The 15,823-nt window shown below is 65.2% G+C and carries 20 protein-coding genes; 4 read left to right on the plus strand and 16 right to left on the minus strand.

Going from position 1 to position 15,823, the window contains the following annotated elements; genetic code table 11:
* Positions 1-349: 349 nt before the first annotated feature.
* The 6 genes from SOM47_RS07745 to SOM47_RS07770 all read right to left on the minus strand — a co-directional run bounded on the left by SOM47_RS07745 (position 350) and on the right by SOM47_RS07770 (position 4,075).
* Complete coding sequence (locus tag SOM47_RS07745) at positions 350-655, minus strand: helix-turn-helix domain-containing protein (protein ID WP_042613395.1); 306 nt, start codon at positions 653-655, stop codon at positions 350-352.
* Positions 652-1,062 (minus strand): hypothetical protein, encoded by a 411-nt coding sequence (locus tag SOM47_RS07750; protein WP_320505253.1) that lies wholly within the window; start codon positions 1,060-1,062, stop codon positions 652-654. The genes SOM47_RS07745 and SOM47_RS07750 overlap by 4 nt, the downstream gene beginning before the upstream one ends.
* A gap of 405 nt (positions 1,063-1,467) precedes the next feature.
* On the minus strand, positions 1,468-2,226 hold the full coding sequence (locus SOM47_RS07755; RefSeq protein WP_320505254.1) for a hypothetical protein: 759 nt from the start codon (positions 2,224-2,226) through the stop codon (positions 1,468-1,470).
* 66 nt (positions 2,227-2,292) lie between these two features.
* Positions 2,293-2,646, minus strand: coding sequence for a hypothetical protein (locus SOM47_RS07760; protein ID WP_320505255.1), 354 nt, complete (start codon positions 2,644-2,646; stop codon positions 2,293-2,295).
* Between the two features lie 56 nt (positions 2,647-2,702).
* Positions 2,703-3,128, minus strand: a complete 426-nt coding sequence (locus tag SOM47_RS07765; protein WP_320505256.1) for a hypothetical protein — start codon at positions 3,126-3,128, stop codon at positions 2,703-2,705.
* 44 nt (positions 3,129-3,172) lie between these two features.
* Positions 3,173-4,075, minus strand: a complete 903-nt coding sequence (locus SOM47_RS07770; protein WP_320505257.1) for an AraC family transcriptional regulator — start codon at positions 4,073-4,075, stop codon at positions 3,173-3,175.
* Between the two features lie 97 nt (positions 4,076-4,172).
* On the opposite strand from SOM47_RS07770, the gene SOM47_RS07775 reads away from it, so the two are divergent.
* Positions 4,173-4,922, plus strand: a complete 750-nt coding sequence (locus SOM47_RS07775) for an SDR family oxidoreductase (protein ID WP_320505258.1) — start codon at positions 4,173-4,175, stop codon at positions 4,920-4,922.
* A gap of 75 nt (positions 4,923-4,997) precedes the next feature.
* On the opposite strand, the gene SOM47_RS07780 is transcribed toward SOM47_RS07775, so the two are convergent.
* From SOM47_RS07780 to SOM47_RS07800, 5 genes are all read right to left on the minus strand, one after another.
* On the minus strand, positions 4,998-6,086 hold the full coding sequence (locus SOM47_RS07780) for a DUF5694 domain-containing protein (RefSeq protein ID WP_320505259.1): 1,089 nt from the start codon (positions 6,084-6,086) through the stop codon (positions 4,998-5,000).
* 154 nt (positions 6,087-6,240) lie between these two features.
* On the minus strand, positions 6,241-7,908 hold the full coding sequence (locus SOM47_RS07785; protein ID WP_320505260.1) for a hypothetical protein: 1,668 nt from the start codon (positions 7,906-7,908) through the stop codon (positions 6,241-6,243).
* Positions 7,909-7,961: 53 nt separating this feature from the next.
* Positions 7,962-8,906, minus strand: coding sequence for a hypothetical protein (locus SOM47_RS07790; RefSeq protein ID WP_320505261.1), 945 nt, complete (start codon positions 8,904-8,906; stop codon positions 7,962-7,964).
* A gap of 94 nt (positions 8,907-9,000) precedes the next feature.
* Positions 9,001-9,783: an SDR family oxidoreductase gene (locus tag SOM47_RS07795; RefSeq protein ID WP_192084073.1), complete on the minus strand. Its 783-nt coding sequence runs from the start codon at positions 9,781-9,783 to the stop codon at positions 9,001-9,003.
* Positions 9,780-10,109, minus strand: coding sequence for a nuclear transport factor 2 family protein (locus tag SOM47_RS07800; RefSeq protein ID WP_192084072.1), 330 nt, complete (start codon positions 10,107-10,109; stop codon positions 9,780-9,782). The genes SOM47_RS07795 and SOM47_RS07800 overlap by 4 nt, the downstream gene beginning before the upstream one ends.
* Positions 10,110-10,207: 98 nt before the next feature.
* Between SOM47_RS07800 and SOM47_RS07805 the strand changes: the two genes are divergently transcribed.
* Positions 10,208-11,149: a LysR family transcriptional regulator gene (locus SOM47_RS07805; protein WP_192084071.1), complete on the plus strand. Its 942-nt coding sequence runs from the start codon at positions 10,208-10,210 to the stop codon at positions 11,147-11,149.
* A gap of 14 nt (positions 11,150-11,163) precedes the next feature.
* On the opposite strand, the gene SOM47_RS07810 is transcribed toward SOM47_RS07805, so the two are convergent.
* From SOM47_RS07810 to SOM47_RS07830, 5 genes are all read right to left on the minus strand, one after another.
* Positions 11,164-11,481: a YcxB family protein gene (locus SOM47_RS07810; protein ID WP_192084070.1), complete on the minus strand. Its 318-nt coding sequence runs from the start codon at positions 11,479-11,481 to the stop codon at positions 11,164-11,166.
* Positions 11,482-11,773: 292 nt separating this feature from the next.
* Positions 11,774-12,157: a YbjQ family protein gene (locus tag SOM47_RS07815; protein ID WP_042613408.1), complete on the minus strand. Its 384-nt coding sequence runs from the start codon at positions 12,155-12,157 to the stop codon at positions 11,774-11,776.
* A gap of 67 nt (positions 12,158-12,224) precedes the next feature.
* On the minus strand, positions 12,225-12,557 hold the full coding sequence (locus SOM47_RS07820; RefSeq protein ID WP_042613409.1) for a DUF6966 domain-containing protein: 333 nt from the start codon (positions 12,555-12,557) through the stop codon (positions 12,225-12,227).
* Between the two features lie 46 nt (positions 12,558-12,603).
* Complete coding sequence (locus SOM47_RS07825) at positions 12,604-12,981, minus strand: VOC family protein (protein WP_042613410.1); 378 nt, start codon at positions 12,979-12,981, stop codon at positions 12,604-12,606.
* 3 nt (positions 12,982-12,984) lie between these two features.
* Entirely contained in the window at positions 12,985-13,689 is a 705-nt protein-coding gene (locus tag SOM47_RS07830) for an alpha/beta fold hydrolase (protein WP_320505262.1), read from the minus strand.
* Positions 13,690-13,954: 265 nt separating this feature from the next.
* On the opposite strand from SOM47_RS07830, the gene SOM47_RS07835 reads away from it, so the two are divergent.
* Entirely contained in the window at positions 13,955-14,848 is an 894-nt protein-coding gene (locus SOM47_RS07835; protein WP_320505263.1) for an SDR family NAD(P)-dependent oxidoreductase, read from the plus strand.
* Positions 14,849-14,878: 30 nt separating this feature from the next.
* The gene (locus tag SOM47_RS07840; RefSeq protein WP_042613413.1) at positions 14,879-15,760 is read left to right on the plus strand and encodes a LysR substrate-binding domain-containing protein; all 882 of its coding nucleotides are present in this window, start codon (positions 14,879-14,881) and stop codon (positions 15,758-15,760) included.
* The last annotated feature ends 63 nt before the right edge of the window (positions 15,761-15,823 follow it).

The raw sequence follows: 15,823 nt of genomic DNA on the forward strand, positions 1-15,823 counted from the left end.
CCCGACCACGCGCACCGCTGCCGAAGCCAATTCGTCAGTACCACTGCCAGCAAAGGGAAGCGCGGGGCAAGCCATCAGCATCGCGCAGACGAATGCTACGGGAGGCAGGGAGGCCTGGAGCTACACATGGGTCAGAGGCGAGGGCGCCGCAGCCTTCTGGCAACTCACTGCCTATGACTACAGGAAGGGTGATTCAGACCCCGGGATGATCGGCGCAAGTGCATCGCCTCGGTGAGCTTGACCCGAGGCGTGTTGCCGGTAGGTCGGCCGGGCAGGGGCGTGACGACCAACGGTCGTCACCCACCAAGGACAGTCTTCATCCACCCGATGCAACTCACTGCCAATGGAATCAATCAGCGGTAACGCGATCTTCCACCCGTAGCTGCAGGTTCATTGCGCGCATTACACCGAGCACGGTTTCCAGGTATAGCGGGCGGGTGCCGTTCAACTGGCGGCGCAGGGTTACCACGCTCACGCCGCACGCCTGCGCGACGCGTGACATGCCGTGCAGTTCTGCAACCAGCAGCAGGGCGCGCCCGATGCTCGGTTCGTCACAGCCCTCCATCCGCATCCGGACGTCCAGATACTCCGCGCGCTCTGCGTCGCGTGCAGCGGCGCTGTTGATCGGCGGTATCTTGAATTCGATATCACTCATGTTGCACTCCGCATGGACTCGATGGATGAGTTCACCAGGGCGCGGCCGGCGGTGATCAGGCCCTCCACCAGGTGATCGCTCAGCACGGCATGCATGCCGCCGTCCTGCCTGCCGACCTGCACCGTATGCAGGATTTCAAGGATCGCGCTGATGCCCTGCAGCGTGGCGCTCGGCACGGCGACCTTGCTGTGGCGGTCAGCGTAGCTGTCCAGGTCGAACACACGTGCGTCGTTGGGTAAGTCGGGCACCAAGTGCAGATGCACTACGCCCGCCGGATTTTCGCGGGAGGCTTCGAACTCCTCCAGCTTCCTTTCCAGCCGCTCTATGAAGTAGGGCGGAAACTCGTGGATCTTGTCGCCGATCAAGGCGTGCAGGCGTTTGGCACTAAGCGGATTCTGCGATTCCATCGGTCATCCTTCCCAAGGCGTGTGGCCACCTGCGCGGACGCGCAAGGTGGCGGGCGATGCGGGTTGGCATACCGGGGCAAACGCAAAAATGGCCGGCGGATCAGGGATCCCCACACACCGCCCACCATGAAACCGGCGCGCGATGCAGTGCATTCTCCGCCGTGCCCAAAGGGCAAAACAGAGCCAAATATGCGTTGCCGAACAGGATGCCAATCCCGACTGACGCTTCTACGTCGCCAGCGCCTACATACCAACAGCCGCAGGGGTGCGCGTACATGAGCCGATCTGCAAAAGTGCGGCAGTCAGTGGACGTCTACGTCATTGCAGGCAGCCATGAGCGCCACGCCGAACGCATGCTTAAGCGCTCAGGTGTCGTGTCGATCCGGAAAGCAGCCGATCAAGCCATCACAGCGTAGCGGGCTGCGTATTGAGCAGCTTGCATGCATCGTTGCATTCGGTCGTGTTGAATACAGCAAGCAGGGGGGCAACGAGCGATTTATCTGCGTTCGCTACTTGATTGACCTGCTGCTGCACGTTTTGCTGATGTTGCGCGCGTGAATGCAGCGATAGCGAGCGAACGGCCATGTCGGCCGCCGGCAATGCCTCGCGCAGGATGGCCTGGCGCTGCAGCAGCGGTGTGTCGGGCGAGGCTACGGTGACGCTCACACGTGCATAGTAGCCAACCAGCAGCTCGGCATGCATGCGCAGGGGCAGCAGATAGTCATCGGTCGGCTGTGCATCTGGCTGTCTTGCCATGGTGGTCCCGCGCAGCGATACGTGCCTGGCGTTGCACTGCAACGCGAACACTTTTGCGTCATTCCACGCCGGCGCCATCTGCTGCAGCAGGGTCCGGTTGGCGCTGTCACCGATCATGTCCGAGGAGACCAGCACGGCGTGTTCGGCGAAGCCACAGATCCGCAGTGCTTGGGTGGGTGTCATGGCCTCCAAGCCAACCAGCACATCTGGATTGTTGGCGCTGCGTACTTGGGACGCGATTTCGCTTACTGCAGGCTTCTTGGTAGAAGCGGCCATCGCCTTGAGCGTCTGCATGGCCTGGTATTGCCGTACGGCGGCAGGGGCCTGCGCCGGCTGGGCGAGCGCCGCCGGCGCTACCAGAAGCAGGCCGGCGAGCAGGGCAGGGCGGAATGAGCGCGAGCTGGGCATAACGGCGTCCTTGCGTATGGAGTTCAGGCGTACCCGAATGGTATCCGAGGGCGGGTTAGTAACCGATCAAGCGCTGCCGCTTCCGGACCCGTCCGGGCCGAAGCGCTGCACAACCGATCTGCACGCCACAACGGCTTGCGGCAGGGCCCATTCGATGGCTTCCTGAAGTTCCGGCTCCAGTTCGGCCAGCGCTGCGGGGGCCCATTGGTCACGCTCGGCCCCGGTGGGCAGGGTTTCGGTCTCCGATGAAATCATGGCGAAGAGAAAGAAGTCCTCATCGTACTGTTCCACCTCGACTTCCCAGCGCAGGTTCCTTAGCGCATGGCAGCCTGCAATCACATTGATCGTTCCGTCCAGGATGCCCGAACACAGCGCCACGGCTTGGCGCCGTACGTCGATGACATACTCTTCGTGGCTCATGTGGTGGATCACGGGACGTCCTTTTCAGAGTGACGGTGGGCGCTCAAGCGGCCCCGCTAGGCGAGGCCGCTGAGTATGTCCAACCGGTTGGGTGGGGCACCGGGAGCCATGAATCGAGGGATGGTGTCGGCGGTACGTCGTGGCCGCGACAGGAAGGGGACGTGCCACTCCCCAACACGACGTTCGCGTACATGCACGTAGCGACCGGGTTCCGGCTCGTCGATGTATTCCTCCTGGACGATCAACGCCAGTGGCTTCTCAGCGCCCTTCGATGACGCGGAGAACTCCAGCGCCTCCTCATACGTCTCGAAGGCGTGGTAATAGTCACTGCCGTCCGCCAGATCAGGTGCGCCGCGTTCGGGATGGCTCCACACACGGCATTCAAGCACCGCATCCCATACGTAGCCGCCGCCGGCTTCTGCCTCTGCCGGATACGTGCCAACCAGGCCAGGCGCAACCACAGGATGCGAAGGAACAGTCATTGCGTCATGACTCTCGTGGCCGATGCGGTGGCTGGTGCCAAACCTTACACCGGCTCCCCAGCACGCGCATACCGCGTCGGCGACATTCCCATCTGCCGCGCGAAGGCCACGCTGAAAGTCACTGCGCCCGAGTAGCCCACCCGTTCGGCTACCTGCTCCAGGCTGAGTTCGCGGGTGCGCAGCAGGCGCTTGGCCAGTGCCATGCGCCAGGTCAGCAGGTACTCCATCGGGGACACGCCGACGACCTTGGTGAACCGCGCCGAGAACGCCGAGCGCGATAGCGCGGCTTGGTCGGCAAGTTCGGCCACGCTCCATCCGTGTTGTGGTCGCGCATGCATCGCACGCAGTGCCACGGCCAGACGCTCGTCGGCCAACCCTCTTACAAGCCCGGTGCCTGCGGCAGGCGTCCCCCGGCTGCGCAATGCCTCGATCAGCAGCACGTCCAGCAGGCGCTCCAGCACCACCTCGCGCGCCGGCCGCCGCGAGCGCGCTTCATCGCCCACCATCTGCACAAACGCGGTCAGCCGTGCTTCGCCGCGCACGTGCACCAGGGCGGGCAGCAGCGCGACCAGCAGTGCCGCGTCCGGCGACCCGAACTGGCAGTGGCCGACCTGCATGCGCAGGTCCACCGGCCCGTGCTGGCGGCCGATGCGGAAATGGTCCTCGCCGAGCTGCGTGGGCAGCGTAGCGGGCAGGTGCGGCGGCGCATCCAGGCTGGCGGTCATCAGCGCGTGCACGGCCGGTATCAGCACGAAGTCGCCGGCCTGCAGCGTGATGGGCGCGCCGCCATCGATCATCAGCTGGCAGCCACCTTCCAGCACGGCGGCGTAGAACGGCTCACCCGGAATATCGCGTCGAATGCACCATTCACCCGCCCCCTCCACCCGCTTGGAGTAGCGCGCAGTCGGCTGCAGCAGGGCGACAACCTCGGACAGGGGATCGGACATGGCAGGACGATCAGAGAGGTTATATGGACGCTGGAGTGTAGCGCGTCCTGCGGACGGGACCGACCATGGACACCTGTTCCCACGTAGAGGTTTGCTGATGTCGACTGTGATGATTACCGGCTGTTCCTCCGGCTTCGGGTTGGAAACCGCCCGTCTGTTCCTCGCACGCGGGTGGGATGTGGTGGCCACCATGCGCACCCGCGACGCCGAGCTGCTCCCTGCTTCCGATCGCCTGCGTGTGCTGGCACTGGATATCACCGATGCAGGCAGCATCGCACGCGCCATTGAGCAGGCCGGGCCACTCGACGCGCTGGTGAACAACGCCGGCTTCGGTGCGCCGGTGCCGGTGGAGCTGACGCCGATGGACACCGCACGCGCGCTGTTTGAAACCAATACCCTGGGCACGTTGGCGATGACCCAAGCGGTGCTGCCGCAGCTGCGCGAGCGCGGTGCCGGGGTGATCGTCAACGTGACCTCCTCGGTGACCCTGAAGGCGCTGCCGTTGGTGGGCGTGTACTCGGCCAGCAAGGCCGCGGTGAATGCCTTCACCCAATCAATGGCGATCGAAGTGGAACCCTTCGGCGTGCGGGTGCGGCTGGTGCTGCCGGGGCGCTCGCCGACCACGCGCTTTGGTGCGAATGCGGGCGTGCATCTTGGCGGTCTGGAACACCCGGACTACGGGCCGCTGGTGCAGGGCATCCTGGCGGGCTTCCGCGATACCAGTGGGCCGGTCACCGAGGCGCAGGACGTAGCCGAGGCAGTGTGGCGTGCGGTGACCGACCCGGGCACGCCGCTGCGGACGCCGGCCGGCAAGGACGCAGAGGAATGGATGCGCGCGGCGGGTTGAGGCGGCCGATGGTTTGAACTGGGTCAGATACCGCCCTGCGGATCTCCCATCAGTCTTGGAGCATCGTCGGCAAGCTCAGCGCAGCACGTCCCCGGCATCCACCAGCTGTACATCGTGCATCAGCTGTAGATAGGCCTCGTAATACGGTTTGTGCGATGCGCCGACGATGGCCAGCATGCGCGTGCCGGGCTTCTGCCCGAGCACGTCGCGGATGTTGGCGACCATGCGCAGGTTGCGGGTTTCCCAGTAGCCCACGTAGTTGCGTCCGAATGCCTGCGGCGAAGGCTCCACCAGGGCGGCGCCGAAGTCGGCGTGGAACGCCTGCATCGCGGCTTCCGGTGCGTTGTACGCGCGGTAGATCGCCAGCAGGCCATCGGGCTTGCCCAGGTTGGCGTGCAGCGCCACGTCTGCCTCGGCGCGCGCCTTGTTATACGGGTTGTCCCACGCCTTCATGATCGCCTCGCCGGAGGCCTTTTCCAGTTCCTTGGGCGTGGCCGAATCGGCCGTATGGTCATCCACCGCCCATACCCGTTCCAGGCCGAGCCGCGCGGCGAGCGTGGCCGCCACCAGCAGGGACTCGTCACGACGTTGCAGGCGCTTGTCCAGATAGATGACCAACTCATCGTTCAAGCCGTCGGCCGCCTTGCGCTGCGCCGGCGGCAGCCGCAGCCATTGCACCAGGGCCGAATTGCGCTCGCCCGCCGCCAGGAACACGGCGGCCAAGCGGCGCCGCTGCGCTGCAGTCGGCTCGGGGGGCCAGGTGGCCAGCAGGCGCTCTGCTTCCGCGTTGGCCGCCGGCACATCCAGTCCGGTGGCGGCGTGGGCCGGGGCAAGGTCCGGGCAGTAGCTGTCGATGCTGTCCACGTAACGGGTAGGGAACCGACGCATGTAATCGCATTGCATGCCGGATATCGCTTCAACCGCGATCGCGTCCGGTTTCCAGGCTTGCAGGCGCTCCAGCAACGGCTCCAATTGGGCCGGCGCGAAGGTGTCGGGCAGGGCGGAAAGGTGCGGCGAACCCAGCACCAGCACCTCGTTGGGGCGGCCGGCGGGCGGGCCCTTCAGCTGGTCCGGGTGGAAGCTGGGCTGATAGCCGGGGGTGGCGGCCAGCGCGGCGGCGCTGCACAGCCCAAAGATGAACATACTGCCGATGCGCCTGATCATGCTGCCACCCCGCAAGGACGGGTGCCTTGCCTGCAGTCGATGGTGGCGCACGTTCGGGGCAGGGGAAAGCCCCGTTGGTCATTGCAACCTTTACGCCGGCTGCTGCATCGGACTCCCCATCCACCGCCCGCACGCTTGAATGCACGACCCGCCATCACTCCCGCATCGGGAAGATCCATGTCGTGGGCACCGAGCTCCAGCGATAGTGGCGCACCTGCAGTTTAGCGATGGGTCGGGCGGTGGCGATCTCGGTTCGCATCGGCAGGCTACCGTTCTCCCAGGCCAGTGGCACCTGCGCCAGCCGCGTGGGCTCTGCGGGCTTCAGCGGGGCAATGGTCATCTGTTCGGAGGGCAGGACGTTTCCTTCCTCGTCCAGCGGCACGACCACGCTGTACAGGCCGGTCTTCGCCTTCCACGACTGCCTGCCCTGCAGCAGCGTCGCGCGATGGGCAGCGGGGCGCAACAAGGTGATGTCAGGATTGAGTTTTGAACGCTCACCGGGCTGCAGTATTTCGGTCGTCTCGAATGCATAGACTTCGGCATCGACAGACATGCGCACCGCCTCGATGCGGCCCAACACATCACGCGGCGCGCCCAGTGGCAGGTGGAAGGGGAAGCTGACTTCATTCTGAGTGGCTGAATACTTTTCCGGGAAGAACAGCGTCGGCGTTACCCGTTTCGTCGGCAGTCCGGCGATCTCCGCCCCATCCGCATCCAGCATCGCCACGCCGTGCAGGCGCGTCATCAGGATGCGCTCGTGCTGTCCTTGCCTGGCCGCTGGGTCGCGTTCCAGGCTGGAGCGCGCGCCTATCGCCAGCCAGCGCCCTGCGCCCCCCTCTGCGGGAATCCAGAACGACCCCATGCACGGCATCAACGTGGGCAGCGAGGCCGCGCCCACCATGTAGTCCTCCAGCTCGCCGAGCACTGCCGCGCGGTGCGTGTAGGCTGAAGGATCCGGCGCGGCGCCGCTGAACGGCGGGCGCTGCAGCGTGTGGTTCACCTGCTCGACATAGCTGACGTAGCTCTCGACATCCTCGCTCATCTGCAGCATCGGGTCGTGCCCGGTGTCTGCCAGGTGCACGCGGTGGAGGGAAGCGGGCAGGCCCTTGCTGGCCGCGTAGCGCACTTCCATCCGCAGCTCGATCGGCATGCCATCGCCACGCGCTACCACCAGCCGGCCATCGCCCTGCGCGCCGGGGCCTGCAACGGACAGCTCCATCAGCACCGCCTCCGGGGTGACTTCGATAACCCGAAGGGCCGTCTCGACGTTGCCATGGGGTTCGATCCGCAGCGTTCCTGCCACCACGTCCCCCACCGCCACCGCGGCGGGCAATCGCACCGGCCGCAGTCCCGCTGCCTGCTGCCGGGAGAGCAGTGCCTCAGCCGCGCCGGGTGATTTTCGGGACAGTGCAGACCATGCACTCTGGTCCGCCGCACGCAGCGCGCCGAACTCGCCAGACCGCGTTGCCTCGGCACTGAAGCCTTTTTCAAGCACGGCCAGCTGTGCCGCGTCGGCAGCGTCGAGCGGGTCCAGGTCCATCAGGTAGCTTGCGTGACCCGCCGCGTCCCTGCGTTGCGACCAGATGGGCAGGATTCGAAGCTGGCTGCCTGCGCGTGACGCCGGTTGCAATGCCGCTTCGTAGTAGCCGGAAAGCGTCGTCTCCTCGCCTGCATCCGGTCCGCTGCTTACTGCGTGGCGCACGTAATAAACAGACGACACCGCGGGGCGGGAATCCACGGTGGCGACCGATGCGGCGCTGGCAGCCATCGCCATCGCCATCGCCGCCAACGTGATCATGTACAGCCGTCGGATGAAATCCATTTGCCCTGCGCTCCATATCCATCGAAAGCGGGGGAGTGTAGCAATGCCGCCGTCTACTGGATCCGGCTCGCGGGGTTGCCCTTGGCCGACTCCGCTTCCCTTACTTCCCGGTACAGTGCGTCGGTGCGGGCCTGGCCTTCTGCACGGGCGCGGGCATCGGCCTCGTTGTTCTGGCGGTCCATTTCCTGGTACTGCGCCCACACCGCCGGGGTGATCGTCTTGAGCGCGTTGTCAGGACGAAGCTGGATGGAGGCAGGAACGCTCAGGCTGACGGAGAAGTTGTCGAACAGCCATTGCCTGCGTGCGTCCGGCGAGGCATGAAGAAGATCGGGCTCCGCATAGGTGTTCATCGGCAGGTGCTGCTCGGCAAGCGTTGCGTCTGCGGATATCCGTACGAGCCTGACGATGAGTCGCTCCTTCGCGCGCTCGTCGGCGTACAGGGCCACGACGTCGCCCTCGATCCAGAGCACCTGCCAGTAGCCGGAGATCGGATGCAGCGCGAAGGGATGTGTACGCACGAGGACCAGGTTGCTGGCTTCATCGTAAAGCGCACTCCACCCTGACGGCGCGGGCCGTGGGGAGCAATCAGTCGTGCTCGTGATGATCTTTAAAAGCTTCGCTTTGCCGTCCTGTGCAGACAGGTGGGTTGTCCAGCAGGTAGACCCATCGCGGGTGCGCGAAGCCAGCAGGACGGCGTCGTCGGCGACCACGATGGCATCGGTGTGGACGATCTGGTCGTCGCTGGCATCTGCATCCTGCAGCAGGTCGGCGAATGCCTTGTCTGAAAGCTTCGTGCCATCGACGTACAGCGCGTACGTCGTGTAATGCCGGTACTCGCTGACGTTGATATCCAACGTCGACTCCGTGACCGCCACCACCTTCAGGCTGTCGGATGAGAGAACCGTCTTCCGCGTCGTTCCCCCGCATCCAACAGTGAGCAGCGCAGCAGACATCGCCAGCGCCGCTGAACACAGCAAGGAAGCTTTCTTTACCTTCATGGTGCTGCGTCCTGCCTGGGTGTGGAAAGCGGGTGTCCTGGGGGCCCAAGGATAGCGGTTCTGGTTGCGGGTATTGGGCCGCGCGATCTACACCTCACGCTGTCGGAATGGTGCCCCCGTCGATGACATGCTCGCTGCCGGATATCGAGGCCGCGCGCGGGGAGGCCAGGAAGGCGATCAGGTCGGCCACTTCATGCGGCTTGGCCGGACGCCCCAGCGGAATGCCGCCGAGCTGGTCCATGATCATCTTCTGCCCGCCAGCGTAGTCTATGCCGGCCTGCGCGGAGACCCGTTCGACCAGCGCAACGGATGCCTCGGTTTCGATCCAGCCCGGTGCCACGCGTACCACGCGTACGCCTTTCGGCGTGACCTCTTTGGACAATGCTTTGCTGTAGGTGGACAGTGCGGCCTTGGCGGCGGCGTAGGCCATGGTAGCTTCCGGCAGCGGCAGGGCGCGCTGGATGGAGGTGACATGGATGATCACGCCGCAGCCCTGCGCCAGCATGCCGGGAAGCAGGGCGCGGTCCAGGCGCACGGCCGACATCAGGTTGAGCTCCAGCTCCTTGCTCCATTGGGCATCGTCCAGCGCAGCGAAGCCACCGGCAGGCGCGGAAGATCCGCCAACGACGTTGACCAGGATGTCGATGCCGCCCAGATGGCGGACCGCGTCCATCGCCAACGCACTCGCCCCTGCGGCGGTTGCTACGTTGGCGGCAAGGTAGTGCACACCGTCCCTGGGTTGCGCCGGCAGTGAAAGCGAGGCCGCCACAACGCGGGCGTCGGCCTGCCGCAGGACGTCCACCACGGCCGCGCCGACGCCGCGCGTACCGCCGGTGACCAGCACGCGCTTGCCGGCCAGTTGCAGGTCGAAGTTCATGCCGGGATCTCCAGCGTGGCGATCTTGCCGCGTTCCAGGGTGAAGGCGTAACGCAGGTCGATCGGGCTGCCGGGGAAGTCGCCCACCACGTGGCTGGTGACGAGGTAGGTACGCTCCTCCTTCTCCACCTTGAAGGGTGTGGCGGTGTAGCGATAGCGGTCGGCGGTGTGCGCTTTCCAGGCCTCGATGGCGGCCAGGCCAGTGTGGGTCTGGCCCTCGTCCCGCACGCGTCCATCCGGGTTGAAGCAGCGGGCGACGGCGCGTCCATCGTTCGCGTCGGCGTTGAAGTAGGCGCTGATCGGCTCTGGCAGGTTCAGGTGAATCATGGGCAGGCTCCGGTTGGGGTACAGGCTCAGGATGGCCCGTTCCTGCCGTCAATGGAATCGCCTACTATCTCATCAGGCTATGTAGGAATCAGGGCACAATGCGCGGCTCCGAATTTGCAGAACTCAAAGCATTCGCTGCGGTGGTCGACCGGGCCAGCTTCGCCCGCGCCGCCGACCATCTAGGGCTGTCCCGTTCTGCGCTCAGCCAGATCGTGCGGCAGCTGGAGGCGCGCCTGGGCGTGCGGTTGTTGAACCGCACCACGCGCAGTGTCTCGCCCACCGAGCCCGGACGCCGGCTGCATGAGCGGATCGCCCCGATGCTGCGCGAGATGGATGACGCTGTTGCGCAGGCGGTAGGTACCACCGCGCGCACCGCAGGAACGCTGCGGATCAACACGCTCAGCATGGCAGCGCAGAAAATCATCGCCCCGCGGCTGGGACGCTTCGCGCAGGCCCATCCGGATGTAGTGCTCGACGTCGTGATCGACGATGGCCTGAGCGATATTGCCGGCGAGGGCTTTGATGCCGGCATCCGGGTGGGCGGGCGGCTGCAGAAAGACATGATCGCGGTGCGCCTGACACCGGATGTGGAGTTGCTGGCGGTTGCGTCCCCCGGCTACCTGGCGCTACATGGCGAGCCCAAGGTGCCGGCCGATCTGCAGCAGCACGCGTGCATCGGCTGGCGCTTCCCGGGCAGTGGCAAGATCGCCAGTTGGGAGTTCCGCAGGAAGGGGAAAAGCGTGGAGTTCGTTCCCGAGGGCAGGGTGCTGTCCAACCACCAGGACATCGTGGTGCCCGCCGCACTGCAGGGCTTGGGGATCCTTTACGCCTACAACGACGACGGCATTGCCGAAGCACTGCGGGATGGTCGATTGAAGCGCGTGCTCGCCGACTGGTCACCCACCGTGCCGGGCCTGTTCCTGTACTACTCCAGCCGCCGTTACCTGCTGCCGGCGCTACGTGCGTTCATCGATTGTCTGCTTGATCGTGACCTGGGACAGGACCCGGCGTTGCGCTCAGCGGCGGGGGCCGTCAACTGACAGGACGCGCAGTGCTACGGCTCACGGCTGCTGGTGGCGACCCAGGCAGCGATCCGCGCACGTTGGCCTGGCTCCAGCACGCGGTACGGGATCGGTACCTCCGATTCGCTGAGTTCCATCAGCACCGCGTGCTGGTACCAGTGCAGCTTTTTCACCTGTGCCCACGAAACCGACTGCGGTCCACCCCGGCTGTGGCGGGTGAAGCCTTGCGCGTCCATTTCAAACCGGCAGCGGCCCACGCGGAAGGACTTCCAGGCGAACAGCCCGAGGGCGAAGGTGCCCAGCATCAGGTTCACGAACAGCAGGTTCCACCAGCGGCGGTTCGTCGGCATGATCGTGGTATGGATATGCTCGCGCAGTAGAGCAAGGTACTCGCCGGGGCGGTACCGAACCTCGAACTGGAAAGGTGCTGGCGGATCCATGCCAAGCTCCATTTGGGGTAGCCCATCTTCAATGCGGCAGCGGCAGGCGTCCAGCCGTTACTTAGGGCATTCGCCTGCATACCGGCGATGGCGCATTGTCGCGCTTCTCTCCAGGGAAGGTGGTCGTCATGCTTCGCTCCGCGCTGTGCGTTGGCCCTGCTTCACGCTCAGCGTTTTCCGGCCTGCAGACAGGCCAGGGCGCTCAGCTGCGCGTAGGTTCAACGATCACCGCCGTGCCATAGCACAGCACCTCGGTCAGCCCGGTCATGATGTCGGTGGCGTCGTAGCGCATGGCGATGATCGCGTTGGCGCCCAGCATCCGCGCGTGCTTCACCATGTCCCGGTAGGTTTCTTCGCGCGCCTGCTCGCACAGGTTGGTGTAGATGGTGATATTACCGCCGAACAGGGTCTGGATGCCGCCGAGGAAGTTGCCGACGATCGAGCGCGAGCGCACGGTGATGCCGCGGACCACGCCCATGTTCTGCACCACACGGAAGCCGGGCAACTCCAGTGCGGTAGTGACCATCGAATCGTCCAGGCGCGCTTCGCCAGCAGGACGTTGAGCCGTGTTGTAGGGGTCAGCCATGGTGTCTCGAAGTGGTGTGGGTGAGGGGAATGGTTGATCGTGCGACAGGCGCCGCAACCGGTCGGCGTCAATCGCGCGCTGTGATCACCCGCAGCGCCAGGGCGGCCTGATAGACCCGCCCGGAAGTGTCGTCCAGCGCTTCCATGCCGGCAATCAGGCGGCCGTGTTTGAAGGGCACATAGTCGTTGAAGCTGCCCATGCCGCCGAACACGGACATGACCGAGCCCGAGAGCATGTTGAGGGAAGGCTGGTCGTGCGGCGTTCCGGACAGTGCCTCGGCCTGCCGGAGGCAGGAAACGAAGTGGCGCCGCCATTCGCACTCGCTGTCGCGTGCGAGCAGGTCGCAGAGCGCACTCAGTTCCTTGATCAGCTCGTCCAGTTGCGCGGCTCTGTCTTCCATGCGGCTGACTATACTGGCAAGACCGCGGCAGGAGAGCCCGCTACGCTCAGTCCTTTGCATCCCATTGCGCGAGGTGCAACAGCACGCCCGCGGGATCCCAGACATAGGTTACCCGCGCACCATAAGGCTCAGCCCGTGGGGGCGCCACGCGCGCGCCGGGGTAGCTGCCGGTGTCCAGCAATGCGCGGATGGCGCTGAAGCACGCGGCAGCGTCCTGCACGGAAACGTGCAGCATGGTGTTTTCCGCCCATTCCTTCGCGTAGCCGCGTTGCAGGTAGAAGCGCGATGGGCCCAGCTTGAACAGCGCCAGATTGTCGTCCGACCATTCACGCTCGCAGCCCAGCGCTTCATAGAAGGCTTGCGAGAGGGCGAAATCCTGCGAAGGAAGGAACGTCCGGACGTCGGTGGCCTGAAGGTCGATCATGTTCTACGCCTTTGGGGGTGCATGCGGGAGGGTGCCACGGTCCAGTGTGCGCAACCAACTTGCCACGCGGGTTGCCGCTTCCACGGGCTGGGCCTGGAGCAACAGGTGGGGCCCGTCCAGAAGTTGCGACTCGGCGGGCTGCCGCTGTGCACGCTCGATTGATCGCAAGGCGCTGGCCTGCAACAGTCGATCCTCGTTTGCATGCAGGCAAAGGACGGGCGTGGAGACCTTGGGGAGCAACGCTCGAACATCGATCCGAAGCGTCGCCATTGCGCGTGCACGCAGCACGCTTTCCAGTGATGGCGTTCGCCAGCGTCCAAACAGAAGCCTGGCCAGCAACGCGACAGGGGGCAACGGGAGCGGCAGCTGCAGCACGCGGGCCAAGGCTGACGGTGCGGGCACAGGGGCATGTGCAAACGTGGTGGAGAGGATGATGCCGCGAAGCGAGCTCAGGCCGGTCGCCCCGAGCATTACCGCCAAGGGACCCGCAAACGACTCACCGAGCAATACGAAAGGAGGTCGCTCGAGCAGCTGAGGCCGAAGCCAATCCCGCAGTGCGTCATATCCCATCGCCCGTTCCTTCGGATATGCAATGACCTCGGACCGGATTCCATGCGCGCCCAGCGCCTCCATGAAAGGGACGGACAGGCGGCCGCTTCCATCGAGCCCTGGCAGGATGATCAGCAGGGGGGCGGAGCCGTTCGTCATTGTCGATATGAAGGGTTAGGTGGGCCTGTAGCGTGCCATTCTGGCCAGAATGGTTTGGCAGTATTCGATGATAGTACGAAGGGAGCTGGCGAGCTCACTGTGCCGAATGCGACGTTTATTCGGCTCATCCTGTGAGCCGAATAGACCGCCTGTTCGGCTCACGGCCTTGCCAGCATTGGCTCGACGCCCTTTGATACCCATAACGGATCACCCCTGCCTGTGAATGGTATTGGCGCGGTTGTCCCTGCCAGTCCACGCTGTGTGGATGACGGATACTCCCCTTGATTTCAACGGACGGGTTGGCCTGGTCACCGGCGCGGCGGGTGGCCTGGGCCTGGCCTATACGCGCCTGCTGGCACGCCTCGGTGCCAAAGTGGTGATGCAGGACGTCGGCGCCGACCGCGATGGCGAAGGACGTGACCCGGACCGGGTGGCCAGTGCCGCCGCACGGTTGCGTGTGCACGGCCTGGATGTCACCAGTCGCGCGCTTTCCATCGATACGCGCGCCCAGTGCCATGCGCTGGTGGATGAAGTGCTGGGCCAGCACGGGCGGCTGGACTTCATCATCCACAACGCCGGTTGGGTGCATTACCAGCCCATCGAGGACATCAGCGAGGTGCAGCTGGAGCGCATGCTGGACATCGCCACCAAAGCGCCTTTATGGCTGGCCCAGGCGGCGTGGCCGGCGATGCGTGCGGCAGGGGGCGGCCGCATCGTGCTGACCACGTCCGACCGGGCGTTGTACCCGCAGTACGTGCAGCATGGGCTGGCCAGCTACGCGATGGCCAAGAGTGGGGCGGTGGGTCTGATGAACGTGCTGGCCGCAGAGGGCGAGGCGCACAACATCATCGTCAATGCGGTATCGCCGGTGGCCAAGACGCGCATGTGGGGGGTGCACGGTGAGCCCGATGAGCTGCATCCCGATGCGGTGGCGCCCGGTGTAGCCTGGCTGGCCTCCTCGGGCTGCAGGCAGGGTGGCTGGGTACTGCGCGCCAGCAATGGCCAGTTCCACGCGACCCGCACGCAGGAGCCCGCCGGCGTGAGCTACCCGCGTGATCTGCAGGGTGTGGCTGCCGCCAGCGTGGAGGCTTTCGATGCGGCGTGGCCGGAGATCGCGCTGTCGGCGATCGAGCCGCGTAGCAGGCACCGGGACTGCTAACCTGAGCCGGCCATTCCACGCGCGGTTGCCATGATTGATCTTCGTTTGCTGCGCCAGTTCGTCGCTGTTGCGGAAGAACAACATTTCCATCGCGCCGCCGCGCGCCTGCATATGTCACAGCCTCCGCTGACCGCGGCGATCCGCCGGCTGGAAGAGCAGGTCGGGGCACTGCTGGTGATGCGCGGGCATCGGACCGTCGGGCTGACCGCCGCTGGCCAAGTGCTGCTCGTGGAGGCGCGACGTACCCTGCAGCAAGCGGAAAACGCGTTGGATGCCACGCGCGAGGCCGCGGCCGGGCGCAGTGGCCGGGTGCGCGTGGCCTATGTCGGCAGCGCGCTGTATGGCCGCCTGCCGCAGGTGATCCGTGCGTTCAGGCGCAGCCACCCTCAAGTACGGCTGGAGTTGCGTGAGGCGACCTCGCGCCAGCAGCAGCACATGCTGGCCAACGGCGATGTCGACGTGGGCGTGCTCATACCTCCCATTCCCACTTCACCTGCAATGCAGCTGCAGGACTTCGACGTGGATGCACTGGCTATTGCGTTGCCGCACGCACATCCGCTGGCGTCCATCGTTTCCTTGCGGATGGAGGATCTTGCCACTGAGGAATTTGTAAGCTGGCCCGCCGTGGAAGGGGAAGGGTTTCATTCGCACGTGAAGCGCCAATGTGTGTCCGCGGGATTCATGCCCAAGGTGGTGCAGGAAGCACACGGGATGCATGCGGTGCTGTCATTGGTGGCGGTGGAGACGGGTATTGCCATCGTGCCGGCCAGCATGGCTGGCTTCCGCGATACGGAAGTCTGCTACCGCCCCGTGCAGTCGGAGGATGCGCGCTTCAGCCTGAGCTTCTGCCTGCGCACCGACGTCGATAATCCGGCCGTGCATGCCTTTGTGGGGACCGCGCGCGGCGCGTGATCAGGTGCATGTAGCGATGCGCTGCGTCGCTTTTGCCTCTTCAACTGCGCGGTGCCACCCGAT

Origin of the sequence: Stenotrophomonas sp. CFBP8980, from assembly GCF_034046095.1 — a bacterium.
GTDB lineage: Bacteria > Pseudomonadota > Gammaproteobacteria > Xanthomonadales > Xanthomonadaceae > Stenotrophomonas > Stenotrophomonas lacuserhaii.

What these genes read in the sequence shown, in the direction of transcription:
- SOM47_RS07745 (WP_042613395.1), bottom strand. Translation starts at nt 655, where the DNA reads ATGAGTGATATCGAATTCAAGATACCGCCGATCAACAGCGCCGCTGCA.
- SOM47_RS07750 (WP_320505253.1), bottom strand. Translation starts at nt 1,062, where the DNA reads ATGGAATCGCAGAATCCGCTTAGTGCCAAACGCCTGCACGCCTTGATC.
- SOM47_RS07755 (WP_320505254.1), bottom strand. Translation starts at nt 2,226, where the DNA reads ATGCCCAGCTCGCGCTCATTCCGCCCTGCCCTGCTCGCCGGCCTGCTT.
- SOM47_RS07760 (WP_320505255.1), bottom strand. Translation starts at nt 2,646, where the DNA reads ATGAGCCACGAAGAGTATGTCATCGACGTACGGCGCCAAGCCGTGGCG.
- SOM47_RS07765 (WP_320505256.1), bottom strand. Translation starts at nt 3,128, where the DNA reads ATGACTGTTCCTTCGCATCCTGTGGTTGCGCCTGGCCTGGTTGGCACG.
- SOM47_RS07770 (WP_320505257.1), bottom strand. Translation starts at nt 4,075, where the DNA reads ATGTCCGATCCCCTGTCCGAGGTTGTCGCCCTGCTGCAGCCGACTGCG.
- SOM47_RS07775 (WP_320505258.1), top strand. Translation starts at nt 4,173, where the DNA reads ATGTCGACTGTGATGATTACCGGCTGTTCCTCCGGCTTCGGGTTGGAA.
- SOM47_RS07780 (WP_320505259.1), bottom strand. Translation starts at nt 6,086, where the DNA reads ATGATCAGGCGCATCGGCAGTATGTTCATCTTTGGGCTGTGCAGCGCC.
- SOM47_RS07785 (WP_320505260.1), bottom strand. Translation starts at nt 7,908, where the DNA reads ATGGATTTCATCCGACGGCTGTACATGATCACGTTGGCGGCGATGGCG.
- SOM47_RS07790 (WP_320505261.1), bottom strand. Translation starts at nt 8,906, where the DNA reads ATGAAGGTAAAGAAAGCTTCCTTGCTGTGTTCAGCGGCGCTGGCGATG.
- SOM47_RS07795 (WP_192084073.1), bottom strand. Translation starts at nt 9,783, where the DNA reads ATGAACTTCGACCTGCAACTGGCCGGCAAGCGCGTGCTGGTCACCGGC.
- SOM47_RS07800 (WP_192084072.1), bottom strand. Translation starts at nt 10,109, where the DNA reads ATGATTCACCTGAACCTGCCAGAGCCGATCAGCGCCTACTTCAACGCC.
- SOM47_RS07805 (WP_192084071.1), top strand. Translation starts at nt 10,208, where the DNA reads ATGCGCGGCTCCGAATTTGCAGAACTCAAAGCATTCGCTGCGGTGGTC.
- SOM47_RS07810 (WP_192084070.1), bottom strand. Translation starts at nt 11,481, where the DNA reads ATGCCGACGAACCGCCGCTGGTGGAACCTGCTGTTCGTGAACCTGATG.
- SOM47_RS07815 (WP_042613408.1), bottom strand. Translation starts at nt 12,157, where the DNA reads ATGGCTGACCCCTACAACACGGCTCAACGTCCTGCTGGCGAAGCGCGC.
- SOM47_RS07820 (WP_042613409.1), bottom strand. Translation starts at nt 12,557, where the DNA reads ATGGAAGACAGAGCCGCGCAACTGGACGAGCTGATCAAGGAACTGAGT.
- SOM47_RS07825 (WP_042613410.1), bottom strand. Translation starts at nt 12,981, where the DNA reads ATGATCGACCTTCAGGCCACCGACGTCCGGACGTTCCTTCCTTCGCAG.
- SOM47_RS07830 (WP_320505262.1), bottom strand. Translation starts at nt 13,689, where the DNA reads ATGACGAACGGCTCCGCCCCCCTGCTGATCATCCTGCCAGGGCTCGAT.
- SOM47_RS07835 (WP_320505263.1), top strand. Translation starts at nt 13,955, where the DNA reads ATGACGGATACTCCCCTTGATTTCAACGGACGGGTTGGCCTGGTCACC.
- SOM47_RS07840 (WP_042613413.1), top strand. Translation starts at nt 14,879, where the DNA reads ATGATTGATCTTCGTTTGCTGCGCCAGTTCGTCGCTGTTGCGGAAGAA.